19 protein-coding genes are annotated in these 20,943 nt (G+C 55.4%); 11 read left to right on the top strand and 8 right to left on the bottom strand.

Features of this window, described 5'->3' with window-relative positions; genetic code table 11:
* The first annotated feature begins 123 nt into the window (after window positions 1-123).
* From WFK85_RS21565 to WFK85_RS21545, 5 genes are all read left to right on the top strand, one after another.
* Window positions 124-1,452, top strand: coding sequence for an OprD family outer membrane porin (locus tag WFK85_RS21565; protein ID WP_336709369.1), 1,329 nt, complete (start codon window positions 124-126; stop codon window positions 1,450-1,452).
* A 24-nt stretch (window positions 1,453-1,476) separates the two neighbouring features.
* A complete protein-coding gene (gene surE, locus WFK85_RS21560) occupies window positions 1,477-2,367 on the top strand; it encodes a 5'/3'-nucleotidase SurE (protein ID WP_008456293.1) in 891 nt (296 codons plus the stop codon).
* Window positions 2,368-2,528: 161 nt separating this feature from the next.
* Window positions 2,529-3,368, top strand: coding sequence for a BglG family transcription antiterminator LicT (gene licT, locus WFK85_RS21555; RefSeq protein ID WP_008456295.1), 840 nt, complete (start codon window positions 2,529-2,531; stop codon window positions 3,366-3,368).
* A 136-nt stretch (window positions 3,369-3,504) separates the two neighbouring features.
* Window positions 3,505-5,352 (top strand): PTS beta-glucoside transporter subunit IIABC, encoded by a 1,848-nt coding sequence (bglF, locus tag WFK85_RS21550; RefSeq protein ID WP_336709371.1) that lies wholly within the window; start codon window positions 3,505-3,507, stop codon window positions 5,350-5,352.
* Between the two features lie 15 nt (window positions 5,353-5,367).
* The gene (locus tag WFK85_RS21545; protein ID WP_336709373.1) at window positions 5,368-6,762 is read left to right on the top strand and encodes a glycoside hydrolase family 1 protein; all 1,395 of its coding nucleotides are present in this window, start codon (window positions 5,368-5,370) and stop codon (window positions 6,760-6,762) included.
* A 75-nt stretch (window positions 6,763-6,837) separates the two neighbouring features.
* Here WFK85_RS21545 and WFK85_RS21540 read toward each other — a convergent pair whose 3' ends face one another.
* Window positions 6,838-7,758, bottom strand: coding sequence for a LysR family transcriptional regulator (locus WFK85_RS21540; RefSeq protein WP_336709392.1), 921 nt, complete (start codon window positions 7,756-7,758; stop codon window positions 6,838-6,840).
* A 78-nt stretch (window positions 7,759-7,836) separates the two neighbouring features.
* On the opposite strand from WFK85_RS21540, the gene WFK85_RS21535 reads away from it, so the two are divergent.
* The gene (locus WFK85_RS21535) at window positions 7,837-8,790 is read left to right on the top strand and encodes an MBL fold metallo-hydrolase (protein WP_336709374.1); all 954 of its coding nucleotides are present in this window, start codon (window positions 7,837-7,839) and stop codon (window positions 8,788-8,790) included.
* Window positions 8,791-8,828: 38 nt separating this feature from the next.
* Here WFK85_RS21535 and yohP read toward each other — a convergent pair whose 3' ends face one another.
* The 3 genes from yohP to WFK85_RS21520 form a co-directional block, all read right to left on the bottom strand.
* On the bottom strand, window positions 8,829-8,912 hold the full coding sequence (gene yohP / locus WFK85_RS21530; protein WP_008456306.1) for a small membrane protein YohP: 84 nt from the start codon (window positions 8,910-8,912) through the stop codon (window positions 8,829-8,831).
* Between the two features lie 111 nt (window positions 8,913-9,023).
* Window positions 9,024-9,761 carry a methyltransferase domain-containing protein gene (locus WFK85_RS21525; protein WP_166995373.1) on the bottom strand — a complete coding sequence of 246 codons (738 nt, stop codon included), beginning with the start codon at window positions 9,759-9,761 and terminating at the stop codon, window positions 9,024-9,026.
* A gap of 91 nt (window positions 9,762-9,852) precedes the next feature.
* A complete protein-coding gene (locus WFK85_RS21520) occupies window positions 9,853-10,320 on the bottom strand; it encodes a nuclear transport factor 2 family protein (RefSeq protein ID WP_166995375.1) in 468 nt (155 codons plus the stop codon).
* Window positions 10,321-10,425: 105 nt separating this feature from the next.
* On the opposite strand from WFK85_RS21520, the gene WFK85_RS21515 reads away from it, so the two are divergent.
* Window positions 10,426-10,995, top strand: coding sequence for a TetR/AcrR family transcriptional regulator (locus tag WFK85_RS21515; protein WP_336709376.1), 570 nt, complete (start codon window positions 10,426-10,428; stop codon window positions 10,993-10,995).
* Here WFK85_RS21515 and WFK85_RS21510 read toward each other — a convergent pair.
* Window positions 10,992-11,555 (bottom strand): DedA family protein, encoded by a 564-nt coding sequence (locus WFK85_RS21510; protein WP_008456314.1) that lies wholly within the window; start codon window positions 11,553-11,555, stop codon window positions 10,992-10,994. The two genes, WFK85_RS21515 and WFK85_RS21510, sit on opposite strands and share 4 nt — an antisense overlap.
* A gap of 356 nt (window positions 11,556-11,911) precedes the next feature.
* On the opposite strand from WFK85_RS21510, the gene WFK85_RS21505 reads away from it, so the two are divergent.
* Both WFK85_RS21505 and pbpG read left to right on the top strand, forming a co-directional pair.
* Window positions 11,912-12,499: a Yip1 family protein gene (locus WFK85_RS21505; protein ID WP_008456316.1), complete on the top strand. Its 588-nt coding sequence runs from the start codon at window positions 11,912-11,914 to the stop codon at window positions 12,497-12,499.
* 161 nt (window positions 12,500-12,660) lie between these two features.
* A complete protein-coding gene (gene pbpG / locus WFK85_RS21500) occupies window positions 12,661-13,602 on the top strand; it encodes a D-alanyl-D-alanine endopeptidase (protein ID WP_336709378.1) in 942 nt (313 codons plus the stop codon).
* Here pbpG and WFK85_RS21495 read toward each other — a convergent pair whose 3' ends face one another.
* Both WFK85_RS21495 and dld read right to left on the bottom strand, forming a co-directional pair.
* Complete coding sequence (locus WFK85_RS21495; protein WP_336709380.1) at window positions 13,603-14,157, bottom strand: GNAT family N-acetyltransferase; 555 nt, start codon at window positions 14,155-14,157, stop codon at window positions 13,603-13,605.
* A 113-nt stretch (window positions 14,158-14,270) separates the two neighbouring features.
* On the bottom strand, window positions 14,271-16,004 hold the full coding sequence (gene dld / locus WFK85_RS21490; protein ID WP_336709382.1) for a D-lactate dehydrogenase: 1,734 nt from the start codon (window positions 16,002-16,004) through the stop codon (window positions 14,271-14,273).
* Between the two features lie 176 nt (window positions 16,005-16,180).
* Between dld and bglX the strand changes: the two genes are divergently transcribed.
* Window positions 16,181-18,478, top strand: a complete 2,298-nt coding sequence (gene bglX, locus WFK85_RS21485) for a beta-glucosidase BglX (RefSeq protein ID WP_336709383.1) — start codon at window positions 16,181-16,183, stop codon at window positions 18,476-18,478.
* A 75-nt stretch (window positions 18,479-18,553) separates the two neighbouring features.
* Here the strand turns inward: bglX and folC are convergent, their stop codons facing one another.
* Window positions 18,554-19,837 (bottom strand): bifunctional tetrahydrofolate synthase/dihydrofolate synthase, encoded by a 1,284-nt coding sequence (folC, locus tag WFK85_RS21480; protein ID WP_336709385.1) that lies wholly within the window; start codon window positions 19,835-19,837, stop codon window positions 18,554-18,556.
* Between the two features lie 279 nt (window positions 19,838-20,116).
* On the opposite strand from folC, the gene WFK85_RS21475 reads away from it, so the two are divergent.
* Window positions 20,117-20,692: a YceI family protein gene (locus WFK85_RS21475; protein WP_336709387.1), complete on the top strand. Its 576-nt coding sequence runs from the start codon at window positions 20,117-20,119 to the stop codon at window positions 20,690-20,692.
* Window positions 20,693-20,943: the final 251 nt, after the last annotated feature.

The raw sequence follows: 20,943 nt of genomic DNA, 5'->3' as shown, positions 1-20,943 counted from the left end.
CCGAAAATTACACCAAGGATTGCTACTGTTTAACAGGCAAAACCTAAATTCATTCTCCGCGTGTCGGGAAATGAATTTAGGTTTTTTTTTGCTTTTTTTTTATTAAAACAAGGGACGTTTATCATGTACTCACGCACAAAAATAACCGGTGGCATGATGCTGCTGTTTGCCTTGGGAGGTATGCCCGATGCGTTGGCGAGCTATGCTCACTATGACGGTGGCCTGCTGACGAACAGCCATCTCGATGCCACCTTAAAAAATGTCTGGATGTTGAATACCACCGATGCAATGGCGGACCAGGGGATTGGCGATCAGAACGCCTGGGCTCAGGCGGTGCATCTGGACTGGCAAAGCGGCTGGCTGTGGGATCACGTAGGGGTCGATGCCTCGTGGTATGGCGTAGCGAAGCTGTACGCCAACGATGCCTTCTACGGTAGAGACTTGTTGCGGGACAAAAACGGCAAAGCAGAAGGCTTCAATAAGCTTGGGCAACTGTACGCCAAAGCGCGATGGGGCGACGCTGAGCGGCATCTCTCTCTTTGGGCTGGCTGGCGTCAACTCTATAAATTCGGCGCGTTAAACGTCACCCGCAGCCGTGCCGCCCCCAGTACCTGGGAAGGCGTTAGCGCCGAGTTTGCGTGGGACGATTTTAGCGCAAAGGCCGCCGTTGTGAACCGCTTTTCTGAGCGCGATGAGCCAGAAAAACGCCGCTTTCGTACCCTCAAAACTAACAAGCAAATTGACTACATTGCGACCAGTGAACTGAGCTGGTCTCCGGAAAAAGGTAGTAAAATCAGCTATATTGCCGCCGAGAGCTACAGCTATCTTCTCCGCCACGGGCTTGAAGCGAATGCCGCGGTGCCGCTTAGTAAAGATTTCAATCTCCTGGCACGAAGCACTTACTACTATGCTCGGGGCCTCAGCGATTGGGAGGGGGCTCGAGGGTTCAGCCGCAGCGCACAACATCTTTTTGCCCTTGTCGGCTATCAATACGGGCGAGCGGAATCTGGCCTCGGTTGGTCATACACCCGAGCGCCGCTGGATAACGGTTTAGGCCATTTTTATTGGCACTTTGGTAAAAACACCCGGGGTGCCTTTAATAGCAAAGCCGATGGCGAGGGCAATGACTACATTAATGACGGTGAACAAATGCTGTATTTATACAGCCAGTATCAGATCTTGCCTGAATTATTAGTGGGCATCTACGGCAATTATGGTTTTGGCATGCAATACAAAGGTGTTGATTTAAAAGAGTGGGAGTATGGGGGTTATTTTCTCTGGCATAGCCCGCAGGTTAAAGGTCTGAACGTATTCTCCGGGTTTGGGCCGAGCTATAGCTGGAAATTAACGCCTGGCAGAATGCCATCCCTGGACGAAAACAATCATAGTTTCCGCCGTGCGAAAGGCGTAGGTGGAAGCGTACGCGTTGAATATCGGTTTAATTTATTTTGATTACGTCATAAATAAGGAGTGAATATGAAAAAGAACATCATCGCCGGTCTGGTGCTCACGTTAGTTGCAGGTTCCGCTTTTGCCGCTGAGCGCCCCCTGCGTATTCTGGTCGTCAATGATGATGGCTGTGAGTCGGTTGGGACAACCTCACTGCAGGAGAAGCTGGCGGCCAAAGGATATGACGTCTGGATGGTGGCGCCGTCCACCAATCAAAGTGGTATTGGTTCGGCCATTACCTTTAAGCCGAATAAAATATTCGACGTTAAAAAGGTGGCCGACAAGCGCTACTGCTTCCCTGGCACCCCCGCCGACGCCCTTGACTTCGGCGTGCTGGGCGTGATGAAAGATACGCCGCCGGACCTGGTTATCTCCGGCGTGAACGACGGTCCCAATACCGGCGTTGCGCAGCTGAACTCTGGCACCATCGGTGCCGCAGCCCGCGCGGTTCGGTATGGTTATCCGTCGATTGCCGCCAGTATTGGCTATATTCTCAACGAGCAGGAGATGAAGGCCGGGTGGCCAAGTACGCATAAATTCTGGCCGGACTCAGTCGACTACGTGGTTGGCCTTGTGGATACGCTCGCGAAAACCTGGCAACCGGGTCAGCCGCTGCTACCCGCCGGTTCGGGGTTAAGCATTAACTATCCGCCGTTAGAAAAGCAGGCCATTAAGGGCATGAAATTTGTTGAAAATGAGCAAAATCCGGTGCCTCAGCACTACTACAAACTGTTGCCTGACGGTAAAGCACAGCAAATCATGAGTGAGAAAGTGTTGACGCCGGTGGACGCTGATACCGATACCGGCTGGCTAAACCGTGGATATATTACCTGGACCGTCTTTGACGGAGAGTGGAATGCGCCGCAGTTTGACGAACAGTATCGCAAACTGTTTGCAGCAGAAACCGCGGCTAACTAGTCAGGCAGTGTCGCGATCGCTATCACGGTTTTCGCCCTACGAGCTTGAGCGATATATCCTCCGTGATAGAGTGCATATGTTGGATTGTTACTGCGCTTAGCAGGCAAAACCTGATCATCTGGCTCTGCCAGAGGTCAGGTTTTTTTGTTTCTGGGGTAACCATGGAAATCGCCAAGATACTGAACAATAACGTAGTGGTTATTCTCGACGAGCACCAGCGCGAACAGGTGGTGATGGGGAAGGGGCTGGGCTTCCAAAAAAAGCCCGGAGATAACCTCGATCGCAGCCAGATAGAAAAAGTGTTTGCCCTGCAAAGCGATGAGCTGGTGGCGAGATTAAGCGAGCTGCTAAACCAGATCCCGCTGGAGGTGATGACCGCCTGCGATCGTATTATTCAACTGGCACGCGAACGCCTCGGTAAGCTACAGGAAAGTCTCTATATTTCGCTGACGGATCACTGCCACTTCGCGATTGAGCGGCAGAAAAAAGGCATGGCGATACGCAACGTGCTGTTGTGGGAAATCAAGCGGTTATATCCCAAAGAGTTTGCTCTCGGGCTGGAAGCCATTGGCATTATTCACCGGCGTCTCGGCGTACTGCTTGCTGAAGATGAAGCGGGGTTTATCGCGCTGCATCTGGTGACCGCCCAGCTTGAAGGCGAAATGCCGGAGGTGATGGATATCACCCGCGTAATGCAGGAGATCCTGCATATCGTGAAGTACCAGCTGCAAATTGAATACCAGACCGAGAGTCTGAGCTACCAGCGCTTTGTCACGCATTTGAAGTTTTTTGCTCAAAGAATGCTGAACCGCACCACCGTGGCGGATGATGATGAAGCTCTGCATGCGGCGGTGAAAGATAACTACCCGTTGGCGTGGCGCTGTGCAGAGAAACTTCAGCGGCATCTGGCCAAAAGCTACCAGCGCGAGCTGACCAACGAAGAAATTATGTTCCTCGCTATCCATATTGAGCGAGTGCGCAAAGAGAGCCGCAAGGCTTAAATAACAAAACGGATTGTGACTGCTTCGGCAGGCAAAACCTGAGCGTTAGCTTCCCTGCGGGGCGGCTGGCTCAGGTTTTTTTTTAACTTTACTCAGCAGACATCGCCCGCGGGCGGGACGTAAAAGGAACAGGGTTATGGACTATCAAGGGCTGGCGCAGGCTATCCTGAAACATGTCGGTGGCAAGGAAAACATCGTCAGTCTGGTGCACTGTGCGACCAGGCTGCGTTTCAAACTGAATGATTCCTCGCTCGCAGAGCCTCAGGCGCTGAAGAGCAACCCGGGTGTTATCACGGTGGTGGAGAGCGGGGGGCAATTCCAGGTTGTGATTGGCAACCACGTTCACGATGTTTATACGGCGGTCTGTGCTGCGGCGGGCATCAGTGAAGAGGCCGTAACAAAAGAAATCCAGGGCGAAAAAAGCAACTTATTGAACCGGCTTATCGATATCGTTTCGGCAATTTTTACCCCTTTCCTGGGCGTGATGGCCGCCTCGGGTATCCTGAAAGGGATGCTGGCGCTCAGCGTCGTTTGCGGCTGGCTAAATGCCGAGTCTGCGACCTATACAATCTGGTTCGCTGCCAGCGATTCGCTGTTTTACTTCTTCCCGTTGGTGCTGGGTTATACGGCCGGGAAAAAATTTGGTGGCAGCCCGTTTTTGACGATGGCCATCGGGGGAGCACTTACGCATCCGCTGATTATGCAGGCTTTCGAATCTGCCTCTCAGTCTGAACGTTTTCTTGGTCTGCCCGTCACCTTTATCAACTACAGCTCCTCGGTGATCCCAATTATCTTTGCCGCCTGGGTGAGTTGCTGGCTGGAAAAACGTTGCAATAAGGTATTCCCGGCAGCCATGAAGAACTTTTTCACGCCTCTGGTTTGCCTGGGCGCCGTAGTGCCGCTGACTTTCCTGATTATTGGGCCGGCAGCAACCTGGCTGAGCCAAATGCTGGCTCACGGCTATCAGGCTATTTATGCCTTTGCGCCGTGGCTGGCGGGCACCGTCATGGGGGCTATCTGGCAGGTCTGCGTAATCTTTGGCCTGCACTGGGGCCTGGTCCCTATCATGATCAACAACCTCAGCGTACTGGGGCAGGACACGCTGATGCCGCTCCTGCTGCCGGCGGTAATGGGGCAGGTCGGTGCCGCGCTGGGGGTCTTTCTCTCTACGCGTGATGCAAAGCTCAAAGTTCTGTCGGGCTCAGCGGTGACCGCGGGGATCTTCGGTATCACTGAACCAGCGGTGTATGGCGTGACGCTGCCTAACCGCCGTCCCTTCATTTTTGGCTGCATCGCCGGGGGCATTGGCGGGGCCATTGTCGGCTTTAGCCAAAGCCATCTTTATTCCTTCGGGCTGGCGAGTATTTTCAGCCTGGCGCAGATGCTTCCACCGGGCGGCATGGACAGCACCGTGTGGGGGGCCATCATCGGTACTCTGTTATCACTGCTGCTGGCCTGCGCGCTGACCTGGGCTTTTGGTCTGCCGCGCAGCGCGCCAGCTTCATCATCACCCACGGCCATTGCCGGAGATGAAGACATTCTGGCACCGATGAGCGGCACGGTACTGGCGATGGACCAGGTCCCTGATGCTACGTTTGCCGAGGGGCTGTTGGGTAAGGGCGCGGCCATTATTCCACTGACAAACGAAGTCCGAGCGCCGTTTTACGGCGAAGTCGCCTCGCTATTTCAGACCCGGCATGCCATTGGCTTGCTGAGCGACAGCGGCATTGAAGTCTTAATCCATATTGGCATCGACACGGTGAAGCTGGAGGGGCAGCACTTCACTGCCCACGTCCAGCCGGGAGACAAAATTAAACCCGGCGATCTGCTCATTACCTTTGACCGCGAGGCCATCCTCGCCGCCGGGTACGACCTCGCTACGCCGATAATTGTCAGCAATAGCGAGGATTACCGGGCAGTCACCCGTGTGACGCAGCAGTCCAGCATCAATTCAGGTATGCCGTTCCTGACGGTAGAACGTTAAGCAAAGGAGAGTGACATGACAGCATTTCCGAAGACATTTCTGTGGGGCGGGGCTATCGCCGCAAACCAGGTTGAAGGCGCGTGGCAGGAGGGCGGAAAGGGCATTTCTACCTCGGATGTCATGCAGCAGGGAGTATTTGGCCCATTGAAGGAGCGCGTGCCGGGAGACAGCGGCATTAAAGATATCGCCATCGATTTTTACCACCGCTACCCGCAGGACATTGCGCTGTTTGCCGAAATGGGGTTTAGCTGCCTGCGTATTTCCATCGCCTGGACGCGCATTTTTCCGCAGGGCGACGAGTCTGAGCCAAATGAAGCCGGGCTGGCGTATTACGACAAACTGTTTGATGAGCTGGCGCAGCACGGGATTCAGCCGATGGTGACCTTGTCTCACTACGAAATGCCGTGGTGGCTGGTGAAGCAATACGGCGGCTGGGGCAATCGCAAAGTCATTGACTACTTTGAGCGTTACGCCCGCTGTGTTTTCACCCGCTATCAGCATAAAGTGAAGCTGTGGCTGACCTTCAATGAAATCAACATGTCGCTTCATGCGCCGCTGACCGGCGTCGGGCTGGAAGGCGAGCCGAACAAAGGCGAAATTTATCAGGCTATCCATCATCAGCTGGTTGCCAGCAGCCTGGCGGTGAAAGCCTGCCACGAAATTATCCCGGAGGCGAAAATCGGCAATATGCTGCTGGGCGGCCTGATGTACCCGCTCACCTGTAAACCGGAAGACGTGCTGGAAACGCTGCAGGAAAACCGCAGCTGGCTGTTCTTCGGCGACGTCCAGTGTCGGGGCCGTTATCCTGGCTATATGCAGCGCTATTTCCGCGATAACGGTATTCAGCTTGAAATCAGCGAGAACGACCGCGAGCTTCTGAAAAACACCGTCGATTTTATCTCATTCAGCTATTACATGACCGGCTGCGTGACGGCAGATGCAGAACTTAACGCGAAATCCCGCAGCAATATTCTCAGCATGGTGCCAAACCCGCATTTGCCAGCGTCTGAATGGGGCTGGCAAATTGACCCGACCGGCATGCGCATCCTGCTCAATATGCTGTGGGATCGCTACCAGAAACCGCTGTTTATTGTCGAAAACGGCCTGGGGGCGAAAGATAAGCCCGAAGCTGACGGCACGGTCAACGACGATTACCGCATCAGCTATTTGAACGATCATCTGGTGCAGGTGGGTGAGGCGATTGAGGACGGCGTAGACGTGATGGGCTACACCAGCTGGGGGCCAATCGATCTGGTTAGTGCGTCGAAAGCCGAACTGTCGAAACGCTACGGGTTTATCTACGTTGATCGCGATGACCAGGGGCACGGCACGCTTGCGCGATCGAGAAAGAAAAGCTTCCACTGGTATAAAGAGGTGATTGCCACGAATGGCGGCAGCCTGAAGCGCTAAGCCGCTGAAATAAAGCCAGTTTGTCGTCAGACTAAAAGAGGGAAAATACGTTTTCCCTCTTCCCTTTCTGCTCTATTACGCCACATTCACCAGCCGCTGAATAAACCCGCGCAGCCACATCAGCGCGGCATCGCTGTTATGGCGCTGATGCCACAATAAAGCAACCTCAAACAGCGGAACGTCTACCGGAACCGGGCTTGCAGCCAAACCCCAGGTTTTCTGCCAACTGGCTGATAATCCTGCCGGCACGGTAGCCAGCGCGGGCATTTGCATCAGCAATCCCGGCAGCGCAGCAAAATGCGGGGTGGTGTAGCTGATATGGCGCGTCTGCCCGAGCTTTGCCAGCAGGGTGTCTATCTGGCTGCTGTTGGCTTCACGATAGCTGACCAGCACGTGCTGATGGGCGACATATTCTTCCAGCGGCAGCGGTGCACTGGCCTCGATGTGCTGTGGGTGCCAGAGCGTCACAAAATTCATGCTGGTCAACACTTCACGCTCCAGCCAGCGGGCGCTTTGGTTCGCCACGCTGATCGCCATATCCAGCTCGCCGCCTTCCAGCCTTTGGGCGTCGGTAAACGGGTCACTGGCGACAACGTTAATGCGCATTCCCGGCGCGTCCTGCTTCAGCGCGGGAATGAGTTTTGGCATCAGCCACATTTCCACCCAGTCGGTCATGCCGATGGTCACGGTCGCTTTGGCGCTGGCCGGGCAAAACTCAGCCTGCTGGAAAAGAGCGCTTTGCAGCTGCTCCAGCAGAGGCATCAGCTCGGTGTGCAGTTCGCTTGCGCGCGCGGTGGGCTGCATGCGGTGGCCGCTGCGAATAAACAGCGGGTCGTCGAACATATCCCGCAATCTTGCCAGCGCGCCGCTGACCGCAGGCTGCCCGAGGTGCAGCTTGTCGGCCGCCAGCGAGACGCTTTGCTCGCGGAACAGCACGGCAAAAGCGATCAGCAGGTTGAGATCGATTTTGCGGAAATCATTTTCTTTGATAGTCATCATTTCTCCAATCAATTGGCGTGATGATACGCCCGACGGGATACTGGCGGCAAGTTGAACACCTGCCTGGAGAATAAAATGAAAACTTTCCTCATGTTGCTAACGCTTTTAGGCGGCACAATATCCGTTTCTGTCCTTGCCACGCCGCAGGCTATAACGCAGCAGCAATCGCCTGGATATTACCGCATGATGCTGGGGGACTGGCAAATTACGGCGGTGTCGGACGGCACAGTAGTCGTACCGCTGGATAAATTGCTGACGCATATCACGCCGCAAAAGTTACGCCAGCGTATGGCGGAGGACGCAATGACGCCCGCCGCAGAAACGTCGATCAATGCCTTTGTTATCAATACAGGGCGCGAACTGATTCTGGTTGATACGGGAGCCGGGGAATTATTTGGCTCTGCGGGTGGGCACCTGCTGGAGAATTTACGGGCGGCAGGTATTGCCCCTGAAGATATTTCTCTGGTGCTGCTGACCCATATTCATGCCGATCATTCCGGCGGGGTGGAATACCGCGGCAAGCCTTCTTTCCCCAACGCGACGGTTCGCGTGGAGCAGAAAGATGTCGATTTCTGGCTCAACCCCGCACACCTCAGCGACGTAGAGCCGGGCCAGCGGCATACCTTTGCTGAATCTGAACGTTCGCTTCGCCCGGTCATTGACGCCGGTAAGCTCACCACTTTTCATGCACCCACAGAAATCCTTCCGGGCATCGAAGCCATTCCTGCCGCAGGGCACACGCCGGGTAGCGTGATTTACCGTGTTAGCCGCGGCGGCCAAAACATGCTGATGTGGGGCGATATTATTCATGCTAAAGCGGTGCAGATGCCCGATCCGGAAGTGGCGATTCATTTCGATGTTAACCAGCAGCAGGCAGTTGCCACGCGCGAGAAGGTGTTAAAACTGGCGGCTCAGGAAGGCGACTGGGTCGCGGCGGCGCACATTGCTTTCCCGGGAATTGGTCATGTGAAACAAGAAGGCAAAGCCTGGCGCTGGGTGCCGGTAAACTACAGCAGTAGATCGGATTGATAGCTAAAGGCGCCACAACAACGTGGCGCCACGCGTTTTTAAAAGATCATTTTGAATACGCCGGTCACCACCAGCAGCCCGATGAGGAAGATAATCAGAATGGCCCATAAAATAATTTTCATTAGCGCTCCTTACCTTTTAGTTGGTTCTTTTTGAGTATAGGCAAGGATACGAAGACGGGGGAGTTGCCTCCCCGTAGACGGAATAATCGAAAAAAAGGGTACGACTGAGCTTTAGCGTTGGGGTTTACCTGCCGCGAGCAGGAAGATCATTGGCCGTTCGGCCTCTTCTGCCAGCCCGGGGTTGAGGGCAATTTGTTCGGCCTCCGGGCCCCATTCGTCGAGCTTTTCAATCACAAAGCCGCTTTCAATCAGGGCGTTAATCCAGGTGGCCAGCTTGCGGTGCTGCTTCTTCACGCCTTCGGCAAACCAGTTGCTGAGACGCTCGCCTTCCTGCTGATAATGATTCACCGGCCAGCTGCGTTGCCCGGCCCGATCCTGCAGCCAGGTCTGCGTCGCGGGGGCGGTATAGATCGGGTGCTCGGCGGTAAAGACCAGCTTGCCGCCCGGCATCAGCGCCTGTTCAAGCGTGGCAAACAGCGGGCGAATGTCTTCCAGGTAGTGAAGCGCCAGCGAACTGTAGGCCAGATCGAGACTGTTTGCCGGCAGTTGCAGGGCGGAAAGATCCTCCAGGCGATATTCGATCCCGGGGCCTTCGGTCATTTCACGGGCTTTGGCGAGCATGAGCGTCGATACATCCAGCCCGACCGTTTTTGCCGCGCCGGCATCTCTTGCGTAGCGGCAAAACCAGCCGTAGCCGCAGCCTAAATCCAGCACCTGCTTGCCCGCCAGTGGCGGCAGCATCGCCTGAACTTTTGCCCATTCAGGCGCGCCATCCAGACCTTTAACAGAGCGGTCCAGCGTGGCATAGCCGGCAAAAAAGGCCGGGTCGTCATAGATATTTTGCGTCATAAATCCTCTTAATCACTGAGGCCATCATTGGCCAGCAGGAATTTTAGACGCGACGCCGTCGGAAAGAAAACCGGCTCCGGCGGCAAAACCGTTAAAAACCGAAATGACTGAGCTCAGGATGATCGTCCGGGCGGCGGCCCAGCGGCCAGAAAAAGGCACGCTCGCTCTCTTTGATTGGCGTGTCGTTGATACAGGCGTGGCGGTTAATCATCAGGCCCTGTTCATCAAATTCCCAGTTTTCGTTGCCAAAGCTGCGGAACCAGTTGCCGGAATCATCGTGCCATTCGTAGGCGAAGCGCACCGCAATGCGGTTCCCGTCGTGTGCCCAGATCTCTTTGATCAGCCGGTAGTCCAGCTCCCGCTGCCATTTGCGGGTTAAAAAACCGACGACGGCTTCACGGCCAGCAACAAACTCGGCGCGGTTGCGCCAGTGGGTATTCAGGGCGTAAACCTGCGAGACGCGTTCAGGATCGCGGCTGTTCCAGGCGTCCTCCGCCAGGCGAACTTTTTGTTTTGCCGTCTCGAGCGTAAACGGGGGAACCGGGGGTTTTACTGTCATGGTCTGCTCCTGTGAAATGTAGACAGGTCTGTCTACTCTTCCAGGTTACCCTGGGTAGACAGATTTGTCTACATACGTCATGATAGATTTTTAACAGGAGAAATCATGCCTACTGCAGCGACCCCCGGCGCCCGCGACCGTATTTTGCACACCGCGCACGACTTGTTTTACCGCGACGGTATTCGTGCCACCGGCATAGACCGAATCATCAAAGAAGCCAGCGTCACCAAAGTGACCTTCTACCGGCATTTTCCGGCCAAAGACGACCTGATCAGTGCCTTTCTGGACTATCGCCATCAGCGCTGGATGACGTGGTTTAGCCGCACGCTGGAAGCGCAAACCGGGGAAGGGAAAGGGTTGATGGAAGCGTTAGCGGCCACCTTGCAAAACTGGTTTGACGACGAGGCATTTCGCGGCTGTGCGTTTATCAACTCGGCGGTGGAAATGGCCGAGGCGCTGCCGGACACGCTGCCGATTGCCCGGGCCCACAAGCAGGCGATGGTGGAATGTCTGGCGGGTTATTTGCCCGATAATGCCGAGGGCAGGGAGCAGGCAGCAATGCTGGCGCTGGTGATTGACGGGGCGATAGTCAAAGCCCAGCGCGATGGCCGCGGCGAAGAGGCGCTTCTGCTGCTGCGGGCGTGGCTGGCGCTGCTGCCCGCAGCAGAGGGTTAATCCTCTTTTTGCCGGTACTTGAACCACAGGCGGACGGCCACGACCAGCACCACGGCAACAATAAGCCAAATCCAGTGGCGCAGGTGCGTATCCAGGCTGTGCAGCCACGGGCCGACGACTTCACCGCCGAGATAGCCAAGCGTCGTAAACAGCGTGGCCCACAGGATAGCCCCGCAGATATTCAGCGGGATAAACAGCTTTGGCGGCAGCTTGCTGGCGCCGATGATAATCGGCCCGACGATGCGAAACCCGTACATAAAGCGGCTGCCAATCACGAACAAATAGGGATGGCGGTTGATCAGCGCCTGCGCCTTGGCCACTTTCTTTTGATGCTTCTTAAAGCGAGCCAGCAGGGCGCTGCCGAAATGCCTGCCGACCAGGAACAGCACCTGATCGCCAATCATGCCGCCCAGTGCGACAGACAGGACGACTAATGGGAAGGTTAAAAGCCCCTGATGCGCGGCCACGCCGCCTAGCAGGGTAATGGTTTCCCCCTCTGCCATACTGCCGATAATCAGCGCGGCGTAGCCATACTGTTCTATTAAGCCATTGATATCCATTAAGCTGGACTCTCCTCCATGTATACCCGTCATACTTCAAGTGGCAGGTGCGTTGGCTGCATCCGCTCACCTCAGTCACATAGTTAGCTATGCTCCTGAGGATTCCCGGCCTTGCCGTGTTACTCGGCAAGCCTGGCCCCTCCGGAGTCAGCGTAGACGCTGTTCAAAAAGACCTGAAAGTCTTTTTGTCCTGCAACTCGAATTATTTAGGGTATGAAATTTTCCCTAAAGCATACAACTCATCGCCGCCAGGCTTGTACAGAATCGGAGATATTTTTCGTCTGGTTAAATAATAACCTGAAGGTGAATTATACTTGGAGTATCGCAAGCATTTGCGCCGCAGGTCCGGAGGTTGTATGAGCCATGTCTGGGGATTGTTTTCCCATCCTAATCGGGAAATGCAGGAAATTAAGCGCGAGAACGAGTCCGTCTCGCATCATTACACTCACCATGTGCTGTTGATGGCGGCCATTCCCGTCATCTGCGCGTTTATCGGCACCACGCAAATTGGCTGGAACTTCGGGGACGGCACCTACGTCCAGCTCTCTATGTTTACCGGCCTGTATCTGGGCATTCTTTTCTACGCCCTGATGCTGGGCGGCGTCGCGGTGATGGGGCGGGTTATCTGGTGGATGGCGCGTAACTATCCGCAGCGTCCGTCGCTTGCCCGCTGTATGGTTTTCGCAGGGTACGTGGCCACGCCTCTGTTCTTAAGCGGGATTGTGGCACTTTATCCGCTGGTCTGGCTGTGCGTGGCTGTAGGCGCCCTGGCGCTGGTCTACACCGGCTATCTGCTCTACGTTGGCGTGCCGGACTTCCTCGGCATCGACAAAGAAGAGGGGATGAGTTTTTCCAGCTCAACCCTGGCCATTGGCGTGCTGGTGCTGGAAGTACTGCTGGCCGTCGCGGTGATTCTGTGGGGTTATGGCTACCGTTTGTTCTGACGGGGCGAATTAACAGAAAGTTTTGATATAACGTTACGATTCTTAACTGGCAGTCAAGCGGGGCGGCGGAGTATGATTCCGGCGCCCCGCACGTTTATGTCATCCCGATGACGCTTAGCGGTGAGCCTCTACTTTTCCGGAATCATTACAGAAGTGTCACCATGCCGACAAAAATCCGTTTATCGTTGTTCAGCCTTGCGCTGATGATGACTGTGCCTTTTGCCCCGCAGGCAGAGGCCAGTAAGGTCGCCACCCACGCGGCCAGCGCCGGTCAGGAGATTGCCTCCGGCAGCGCCATGATTGTCGATCTGCAAACTAACAAGATTCTCTATTCCAGCCATCCGGATCTGGTTCGTCCTATTGCCTCCATCACCAAGCTGATGACCGCGATGGTGGTGCTGGACGCCCATCTGCCGATGGATGAAATGCTGAAAGTGGACATCAGCCACACGCCTGAAATGAAGGGCGTTTACTCTCGCGTTCGCCTGAACAGCGAAATCAGCCGCAAAAACATGATGCTGCTGGCGCTGATGTCGTCAGAAAACCGTGCGGCGGCGAGCCTGGCACATCACTACCCTGGCGGCTACGACGCGTTTATTCGCGCGATGAATGCGAAGGCGAAGTCCCTCGGCATGACCCACACCCGCTATGTGGAACCGACCGGCCTGTCGATTGAAAACGTCTCAACCGCGAGCGATCTGACCAAACTGCTGGTGGCGACGCAGAAATACCCTGTGCTGGGCCAGCTCAGCACCACGCATGAAGATATGGCCACCTTCCGCAACCCGGCTTATACGCTGCCGTTCCGCAACACCAACCATCTGGTGTACCGTGAAAACTGGAATATTCAGCTGACGAAGACTGGCTTTACCAATAACGCAGGCCACTGCCTGGTCATGCGCACGGTCATCAACGGCCGCCCAGTGGCGCTGGTGGTGCTGGACGCGTTCGGGAAATACACCCACTTCGCCGACGCCAACCGCCTGCGTTCCTTCCTGGAAACCGGCAAAGTAACCCCTGTTCCGGCGGCGGCGTTAAGCTACAAGCGCTCTAAAGCGGCGCAAATGGCCAGCAACACCGCAGCAGGTTCAGAAGAAGAGTAATCAGTCCGGCAGCGTCCCGTCTCCACCGTTGAGGGGGCGCTGCATCATCACCGTGTCCCGCCAGTCTCCCAGCTTAAAGCCAACGCTTCGCAAACATCCGACGGTTTCAAACCCGTGCTGACTGTGTAATTTGCAGGATCCGGTATTATTTTCCCCGTCGCCAATCACCGCAATCATCTGCCGCCAGGGTCCTTTTTCACACAGCGCGATGAGCTGGCTCAACAGGGCTTTGCCAATGCCGCGTCCGGTCATTGCGGCGTCGATATACACCGAATCTTCTACCGTGTAGCGGTAGCCGGGGCGAGGGCGGTACACCGTAGCGTAGCAGTAGCCCACCACTTGATTGTCAATCACTGCAACCAGCCAGGGCAGGCCATGAGCGCGAACCGCCGCCAGCCGCTCGGTCATCTGTTTTCCATCAGGCGGGGTTTCTTCAAACGATCCTTTGCCGTGCAGCACGTGCCAGGCATAAATCGTTGTTATCGCGGGGATATCGTCGGGGATGGCTTCCCTGATGAGTACGGCAGGGAAAGGCAGAGTTTCTACTGCGGACATCTTTCGCTCCTTGGGCAGAAAAAGGGTGAAGATAGCCTTCACCCTGCTTCATTAATCTATGCCCAAAAAAGCGTGAAACATAGTTTGCCCGTCATAGGAGAAACTTATCTCTGTCAGCCGTGCTCCTGCACGCTGTCGTCTTCGGCCCAGCTTTTACGCCGGGTTGTTTTGCCAATTCCAGGATTCATGCTGTTGGTCGGGTCGTTGGCCTTGTAGAACTGCTTCAGCGTTTCCGGCGCTTTGTAGAGATGGCCTACGTTATGCTCGGCGGGGTACTGCGCCCCGCGTTCGTGCAACAGCGCCAGCATCTGCTCTTTCAGCTCGTGCACGTCCACGCCTTTTTTGACGATGTAATCCTGATGGAAGACATGGCACATAAAGTGGCCGTAATAGAGACGGTGGATCAGCTTATCGCCGATCTCCGGCGGCAGCTCTTCGAACCAGTCTTCGTCGTTGCGGCGCAGCGCGATATCCAGCGCCAGAATATCTTCCACTTCATCCGCATGCACGGCGTGATAGCGGATGGCGGCCCCGGCGGCGGCAAAGCGGTGCAGGAAGGCTTTGCTGCCTTCTTCCGCAGTACAAACGAAGAAGTCGCCTTCGGCGGTTTTAAAATATTCGCTCAGCCATGCTTTGGCTTCATCGATCCCGTCCCCGGCCATTTTCAGCAGCAGGTGGTGAGGATATTTATCCCGCCAGGTTTTCATCCGTTCCGGCAGGTGCGCCGGGAAAACGCCGCCGAGCTTCTGCATAAAGCGGTCGGTAAAGTGCGGCTTAAACAGCGACGCCTTATCGAGCATCGCATCGGTGCGTCCTTTCATGGTGAAGAAGAACGGCATTTTGTCGGTGCCGAGCTTGTCGATCATCAGGAACGTGTCTTTGCCGTACTTCTCCGCGATGTCGTAAATATCGCGGTGCATATACTCCCCGGCAACCGGCAGATTTTCGAAGTTGGCCAGAATATGGCGGCGGATTTCGCCCAGCACGCGGGGCTGGTTGGTGCCGATGTAAAACACCTGCTGGCGCTTTTCCGCCTGGAAGGTATCGAGGCGGACGGCGAAGACCGCCAGCTTGCCCGCGCAGCCGGAGGATTCAAACAGGCGGTCCGGATCTGCGTTATAACGCGCGGGCGTGTCGGCCTCCACGTCGCGCACGCGGGTGACATAATCGTGGTCGTGAGCGTGGCGGCCATCGTGCTGCACGTCGCTGTCTTTCACGCGCTCATCGTCGAGCGCGCCAAGAATTTGTTCCGGCGTGGTGCCAAGGTTAATCCCCAGGTGGTTTACCAACTGCAGCTTGCCGCTTTCATCAATGCGCGCGAAAAGCGACATCTCGGTGTATGCCGGGCCGCGCTGTACCAGCGACCCGCCGGAGTTGTTGCAAATCCCGCCGATGACCGAAGCGCCAATACAGGATGATCCAATCACCGAGTGCGGCTCGCGCCCGAGCGGTTTCAGCGCTTTTTCCAGCGAGTAAAGCGTGGTGCCTGGGTAGGCTAGGACCTGCTCGCCCTTATCCAGCAGATGCAGCTTGTCGAGGCGCAGCGTGCTGATAATCACAATATCGCGATCGTAATCGCTGCCGCTGGGCGTTGAGCCTTCGGTCAGGCCGGTATTAGCGGCCTGCATAATAATGATTTTATCCGCCGCGACGCAGGCGCTTAATACGCGCCACAGCTCCAGCAGAGAGCCGGGGAAGACCACGGCCAGCGCTTCCCCCTGGCCGGAACGGAAGCCTTTGCGGTAGCGGGCCGTTTTGGCCGGGTCGGTTAAAACATGGTGCGAGCCAACGTGGCGAGAGAGTTCGTTTATCAGCGTTTTATTATCGGAAGTCATCAAAACAGACATGGATCCACTCCTTGTGATGGCATCAAAAAGCCTGTCGTTAAGCATAGCGCCGAAAAACGTGAGCGTAACGAGGAAATCTCCACGAAATCAGCAGCCAGGTTTGGCTACGCTCTTCTTACCGTGATGGCGATGTGGCAAACTGCACGCCTTAACAAAAGCTTGTGAGAGTGAATCCGATGAAATGGCTCTGTTCTGTAGGGATTGCCGTAAGCCTGGCGCTGCAGCCTGCGCTGGCCGACGAAATGTTTGGCCCGCACCCTTTAACGCCGGAAGCGCGTGATGCCTATGTCACCGACCTGCTGAAAAAAATGACCACCGATGAAAAAATCGGTCAGCTGCGTTTGATAAGCGTCGGCCCGGATAACCCGAAAGAAGCCATCCGCGAAATGATCAAAGCCGGGCAGGTGGGAGCCATTTTCAACACCGTCACCCGCGAAGACATTCGCATCATGCAGGACCAGGTGATGCAGCTCAGCCGCCTGAAAATTCCTCTCTTCTTCGCCTACGATGTGGTGCACGGCCAGCGTACCGTTTTCCCGATAAGCCTCGGCCTGGCGTCCTCGTTCAACCTTGATGCGGTCAAAACCGTGGGCCGGATTTCCGCCTATGAAGCCGCCGACGACGGCCTGAACATGACCTGGGCGCCAATGGTGGACGTCTCGCGCGATCCGCGCTGGGGCCGCGTGTCCGAAGGCTTTGGTGAAGACACCTACCTGACCTCGATGATGGGGCGCACCATGGTGGAAGCGATGCAGGGCAAAAGCCCGGCGGATCGCTACTCGGTGATGACCAGCGTGAAACACTTCGCCGCCTATGGCGCGGTCGAGGGCGGGAAAGAGTACAACACCGTCGACATGAGCCCTCAGCGCCTGTTCAACGACTACATGCCGCCGTACAAAGCCGCGCTGGACGCGGGCAGCGGCGGCGTGATGGTGGCACTGAACTCTCTGAACGGTACGCCGGCTTCCGCCGACAGCTGGTTGCTGAAGGATTTGCTGCGCGACGAATGGAAATTCAAAGGCATCACCATCTCCGATCACGGCGCGATTAAAGAGCTTATCAAGCACGGCGTAGCCAGCGACCCGAAAGACGCGGTGCGCATTGCGCTCAATTCCGGCATCAACATGAGCATGAGCGACGAGTATTACAGCAAGTACCTGCCGGAGCTGGTGAAAAGCGGTGCGGTGCCGATGAAAGAGCTGGATGACGCCGCTCGCCACGTGCTGAACGTCAAATACGACATGGGGCTGTTCAACGATCCGTACAGTCACCTGGGGCCGAAGGATTCTGACCCGGTCGATACCAACGCGGAAAGCCGCCTGCACCGCAAAGAAGCGCGTGAAGTGGCGCGTGAGAGCATGGTGCTGCTGAAAAACCGCCTGCAGACTCTGCCGCTGAAAAAGACCTCCACCATTGCGGTGATTGGTCCCCTGGCGGACAGCAAGCGTGACGCGATGGGCAGCTGGTCTGCCGCAGGCGTGGCCGCGCAGTCTGTCACCCCGCTGGAGGGCATCAAAAATGCCGTCGGCCAGCAGGGCAAAGTGGTGTTTGCGAAAGGTGCGAACGTTACTGATGAAAAAGATATCGTCGAGTTCCTGAACCAGTACGAACCGGCGGTCACCGTTGACCCGCGCACGCCGCAGGCGATGATCGACGAAGCGGTGAAGACGGCGAAAAACGCCGATGTAGTCGTGGCCGTGGTCGGTGAAGCCCAGGGCATGGCGCACGAGGCGTCCAGCCGCACCAACCTGACGTTGCCGCAGAGCCAGCGTGACCTGATTGCCGCCCTGAAGGCTACCGGTAAACCGCTGGTGCTGGTGCTGATGAACGGTCGTCCTCTGGCGCTGGTGAAAGAAGATCAGCAGGCGGACGCAATGCTGGAAGCTTGGTACGGCGGCACAGAAGGCGGTAACGCCGTCGCTGATATCCTGTTCGGCGACTACAACCCGTCCGGCAAACTGCCTATGTCCTTCCCACGCTCCGTGGGGCAAATTCCAACGTACTACAGCCACCTGAATACCGGCCGCCCGTACGATCCGGAAAAACCGAACAAATATACCTCCCGCTACTTCGATGAAGCCAACGGGCCGCTGTATCCGTTTGGCTACGGCCTGAGCTACACCACCTTTAAAGTCGGTGATGTGAAGCTTTCCGCCCCAAGCATGAAGCGCGACGGCAAAGTTGAAGCGTCGGTTACCGTTACCAACACCGGCGACCGCGCAGGGGAAACCGTGGTGCAGATGTACCTGCAGGACGTGACCGCTTCCATGAGCCGCCCGGTAAAAGAGCTGAAAGGCTTTAAGAAAGTGGCGCTGAAAGCGGGTGAAAGCCAGACGGTCAGCTTCCCAATCGACATCAGCGCCCTGAAGTTCTGGAACGCGAAGATGAAGTACGATGCGGAGCCGGGCAAGTTCAACGTGTTTATCGGCCTCGATTCTGCCCGCGTGCAGCAGGGTGAATTTGAGCTGAAATAAAGCAGAGCATTATTAGAATGCAGCCACCTTTAAAGGTGGCTGTTTTTTTAGGTGTAATCAATGCTTCGTTGAAAATTAGCGTATTCCCTGATTATTTTCGCTGGCAAGATTTAGCTCGTTTAATACTGGCGCAACAGAATAGAATGAGCCGCAAACGACAATCACATCGTCGGCACTGGCGTCAGCTTTAGCCGCTTCCCAGCCGGATAAAATATCCGGGAAGCTTTTTGCCTTCGGTAAATACTGAGCAATATCTTCAGCTTTAGAGCTTCTGGGGCCCGCCTGAATACCACAGCAATACCACTCTCCGTTGAGGTCTTTTAACTGTTCAATAGTGCCGTTGATATCTTTATTAATAAGCATACCGATTACAAAAAGGTACTTTCCCTTTATGGGGAAGTTACGCAATCTTTCCGCTAAATATGCCGCAGCATGCGGATTATGCGCCACATCTAAAATCACCGTCGGTTGATGGCTAATGACTTGAAAACGGCCCGGCAAATTGCCTTTATCAATGACTTCACTCAGCGCGGTAAGATCAAATTTAAGCCCGCTGACGCGCAGAGCCGCTAGTGCGGTAGCCACGTTATCGCGTGGCATTTTAGGCTGGCTCAGCGGCGCAATTTCGCCGAGGTTATCGCTAAACGCCCATGCATCTCCACGGTCTGTGACCTGCCAGTTGACGCCACGCTGATGGGGAATCGCGCCAATCTGTTCCGCATAGCGGAGCAATGATGCCGGTGCCTGAACTTGCCCAATCACCGCCGGACGTCCACTACGGAAGATGCCCGCTTTGATTTCGCCGATGGCTTCGGTGCCTTTCCCCAGCCAGTCTTCATGATCCAGTGCCACGTTGGTAATCACAGAGACATCCGGCGTGAGAATGTTGGTCGCATCGTCCCGGCCGCCCATGCCGACCTCAATGATGGCGACATCAACCTGAGCCCATTTCATCAGGCAAAATGCGCCTAGCGTATTGAACTCGAAAGGCGTGAGCGTCGTGGCCTCGCGCGCTTTTTCAATTTCAACAAAAGCAGCAATGTGGGCGGCGTCCGACAGCTCCTGGCCCTGAATGCGCACGGTCTCTTTATAATGCATCATGTGGGGGGAGCTGAAGACGCCCACTTTGTGCCCTGACAGCATCAGCAATTTTTCAAGGGTATGGCAGGTGGTGCCTTTGCCGTTGGTCCCGCCGACCAAAAAGACAAAAGGGGCGGGCCGTAAGACATTCAGTTTGGCTGCCACGTCCCTGATTCTGTCCAGGCCCATATCAATGACCTGCGAATGAAGGCTGTCGATGTAAGCCAGCCAGCGGGGTAAGTCTGCGGTGAGATCGGGTATGTTGGCGCGGTTGCTCATCAAATATTCCTTGGTTAAGCATCATCACTTTCTGGGACGAAAACTGAGGCAGGGCCATATTATCCAGATAAAGAAAAAATAGGATCCGGCAGTTGTAAGCAATAAATAATGAGTTTTTGAAGCTATCTTGAATATTTAATCCACCGACAATTTAAGCGGGTTTGTACCGGCACAGCATATTGTTTAGCATTTCACACCAACAAAAAACTCATAAAATAAAGATGAATAAAATGCGGCAGTGAAACGTTAGCTGAGTATGTCCGCTACCGGAAATACTCCATGCTTCGTATTCTTCTCAAAATAATCCTCGGTCTGTCGATTAGCCCCTGGCTTTATGCCGCGCCGGAAAGCTACAGCGTCCTTACGCCGCAAACGGCGATAGAACTTTCATGGCGCGCGTTTGGCGGGACTTCTCAGGCGCACCTCGACGGCGTCACTGGCTCACTTTTGCTGGATGCAGGGAACGACATGCACGACAGCATCAGCGTACGCATCCCGGCCGCAACGCTGCAGGCTTCAAACAGCCTGCTGACTTATCAACTGCAGAGCGGGCTATTCTTTGATACCGCACATTACCCAACGCTCTCGTTTAGCAGCACCAGGGTTGTGGCCCAGGGGGCCGGGCGTTACCGGATTTTCGGCCTGCTGCAGGTAAAAAATGTTCAGCATCCGGTGGTTTTGGAGGCGAGTCTGGATAACGCCCCCGCATTAACTTCAGGCCAAAATGCCCTCTCATTACGTGCCACAACGGTTATCTCCCGCGCCGCCTTTAATATGGATAAATTTGAGGCCGTGGTGGATGACAGTATTGCGATTGAGATTAAAATCCGCGCCAGGGTTAGTCTGGCTGGTTAGGAGCATATCTGCTCTGGCAGGGGATTGGCCAGGGAGTATTATTGCCAGAAAAATCTCTATTTATGCAGAGTCAGCTAAGGTTCCGTTCACTTCCAGCCCTGTTTCATATGTCATCACAGAGTCAGTGAACGTCTCAGGGGAGTCACCGTCACTCCCCTGAGAACCCGGACTCCCGGCGAAATAAATCGACCGCTGAAGCGGCAGACCTCCGTTTTATCTCCCAGTCCTGGGTCGGCTGAGATGCGTTCCCG

Source organism: Cedecea sp. VD22, from assembly GCF_037150195.1.
Lineage (GTDB): Bacteria > Pseudomonadota > Gammaproteobacteria > Enterobacterales > Enterobacteriaceae > Cedecea.
This window is presented reverse-complemented; position numbering and strand designations above follow the sequence as displayed.

What these genes read in the sequence shown, in the direction of transcription:
- WFK85_RS21495 (WP_336709380.1), bottom strand. Translation starts at nt 14,157, where the DNA reads ATGTCCGCAGTAGAAACTCTGCCTTTCCCTGCCGTACTCATCAGGGAA.
- WFK85_RS21475 (WP_336709387.1), top strand. Translation starts at nt 20,117, where the DNA reads ATGCTTCGTATTCTTCTCAAAATAATCCTCGGTCTGTCGATTAGCCCC.
- dld (WP_336709382.1), bottom strand. Translation starts at nt 16,004, where the DNA reads ATGTCTGTTTTGATGACTTCCGATAATAAAACGCTGATAAACGAACTC.
- pbpG (WP_336709378.1), top strand. Translation starts at nt 12,661, where the DNA reads ATGCCGACAAAAATCCGTTTATCGTTGTTCAGCCTTGCGCTGATGATG.
- WFK85_RS21525 (WP_166995373.1), bottom strand. Translation starts at nt 9,761, where the DNA reads ATGACGCAAAATATCTATGACGACCCGGCCTTTTTTGCCGGCTATGCC.
- WFK85_RS21540 (WP_336709392.1), bottom strand. Translation starts at nt 7,758, where the DNA reads ATGACTATCAAAGAAAATGATTTCCGCAAAATCGATCTCAACCTGCTG.
- surE (WP_008456293.1), top strand. Translation starts at nt 1,477, where the DNA reads ATGAAAAAGAACATCATCGCCGGTCTGGTGCTCACGTTAGTTGCAGGT.
- WFK85_RS21565 (WP_336709369.1), top strand. Translation starts at nt 124, where the DNA reads ATGTACTCACGCACAAAAATAACCGGTGGCATGATGCTGCTGTTTGCC.
- bglF (WP_336709371.1), top strand. Translation starts at nt 3,505, where the DNA reads ATGGACTATCAAGGGCTGGCGCAGGCTATCCTGAAACATGTCGGTGGC.
- WFK85_RS21505 (WP_008456316.1), top strand. Translation starts at nt 11,912, where the DNA reads ATGAGCCATGTCTGGGGATTGTTTTCCCATCCTAATCGGGAAATGCAG.
- yohP (WP_008456306.1), bottom strand. Translation starts at nt 8,912, where the DNA reads ATGAAAATTATTTTATGGGCCATTCTGATTATCTTCCTCATCGGGCTG.
- WFK85_RS21545 (WP_336709373.1), top strand. Translation starts at nt 5,368, where the DNA reads ATGACAGCATTTCCGAAGACATTTCTGTGGGGCGGGGCTATCGCCGCA.
- WFK85_RS21520 (WP_166995375.1), bottom strand. Translation starts at nt 10,320, where the DNA reads ATGACAGTAAAACCCCCGGTTCCCCCGTTTACGCTCGAGACGGCAAAA.
- licT (WP_008456295.1), top strand. Translation starts at nt 2,529, where the DNA reads ATGGAAATCGCCAAGATACTGAACAATAACGTAGTGGTTATTCTCGAC.
- bglX (WP_336709383.1), top strand. Translation starts at nt 16,181, where the DNA reads ATGAAATGGCTCTGTTCTGTAGGGATTGCCGTAAGCCTGGCGCTGCAG.
- WFK85_RS21510 (WP_008456314.1), bottom strand. Translation starts at nt 11,555, where the DNA reads ATGGATATCAATGGCTTAATAGAACAGTATGGCTACGCCGCGCTGATT.
- WFK85_RS21535 (WP_336709374.1), top strand. Translation starts at nt 7,837, where the DNA reads ATGAAAACTTTCCTCATGTTGCTAACGCTTTTAGGCGGCACAATATCC.
- WFK85_RS21515 (WP_336709376.1), top strand. Translation starts at nt 10,426, where the DNA reads ATGCCTACTGCAGCGACCCCCGGCGCCCGCGACCGTATTTTGCACACC.
- folC (WP_336709385.1), bottom strand. Translation starts at nt 19,837, where the DNA reads ATGAGCAACCGCGCCAACATACCCGATCTCACCGCAGACTTACCCCGC.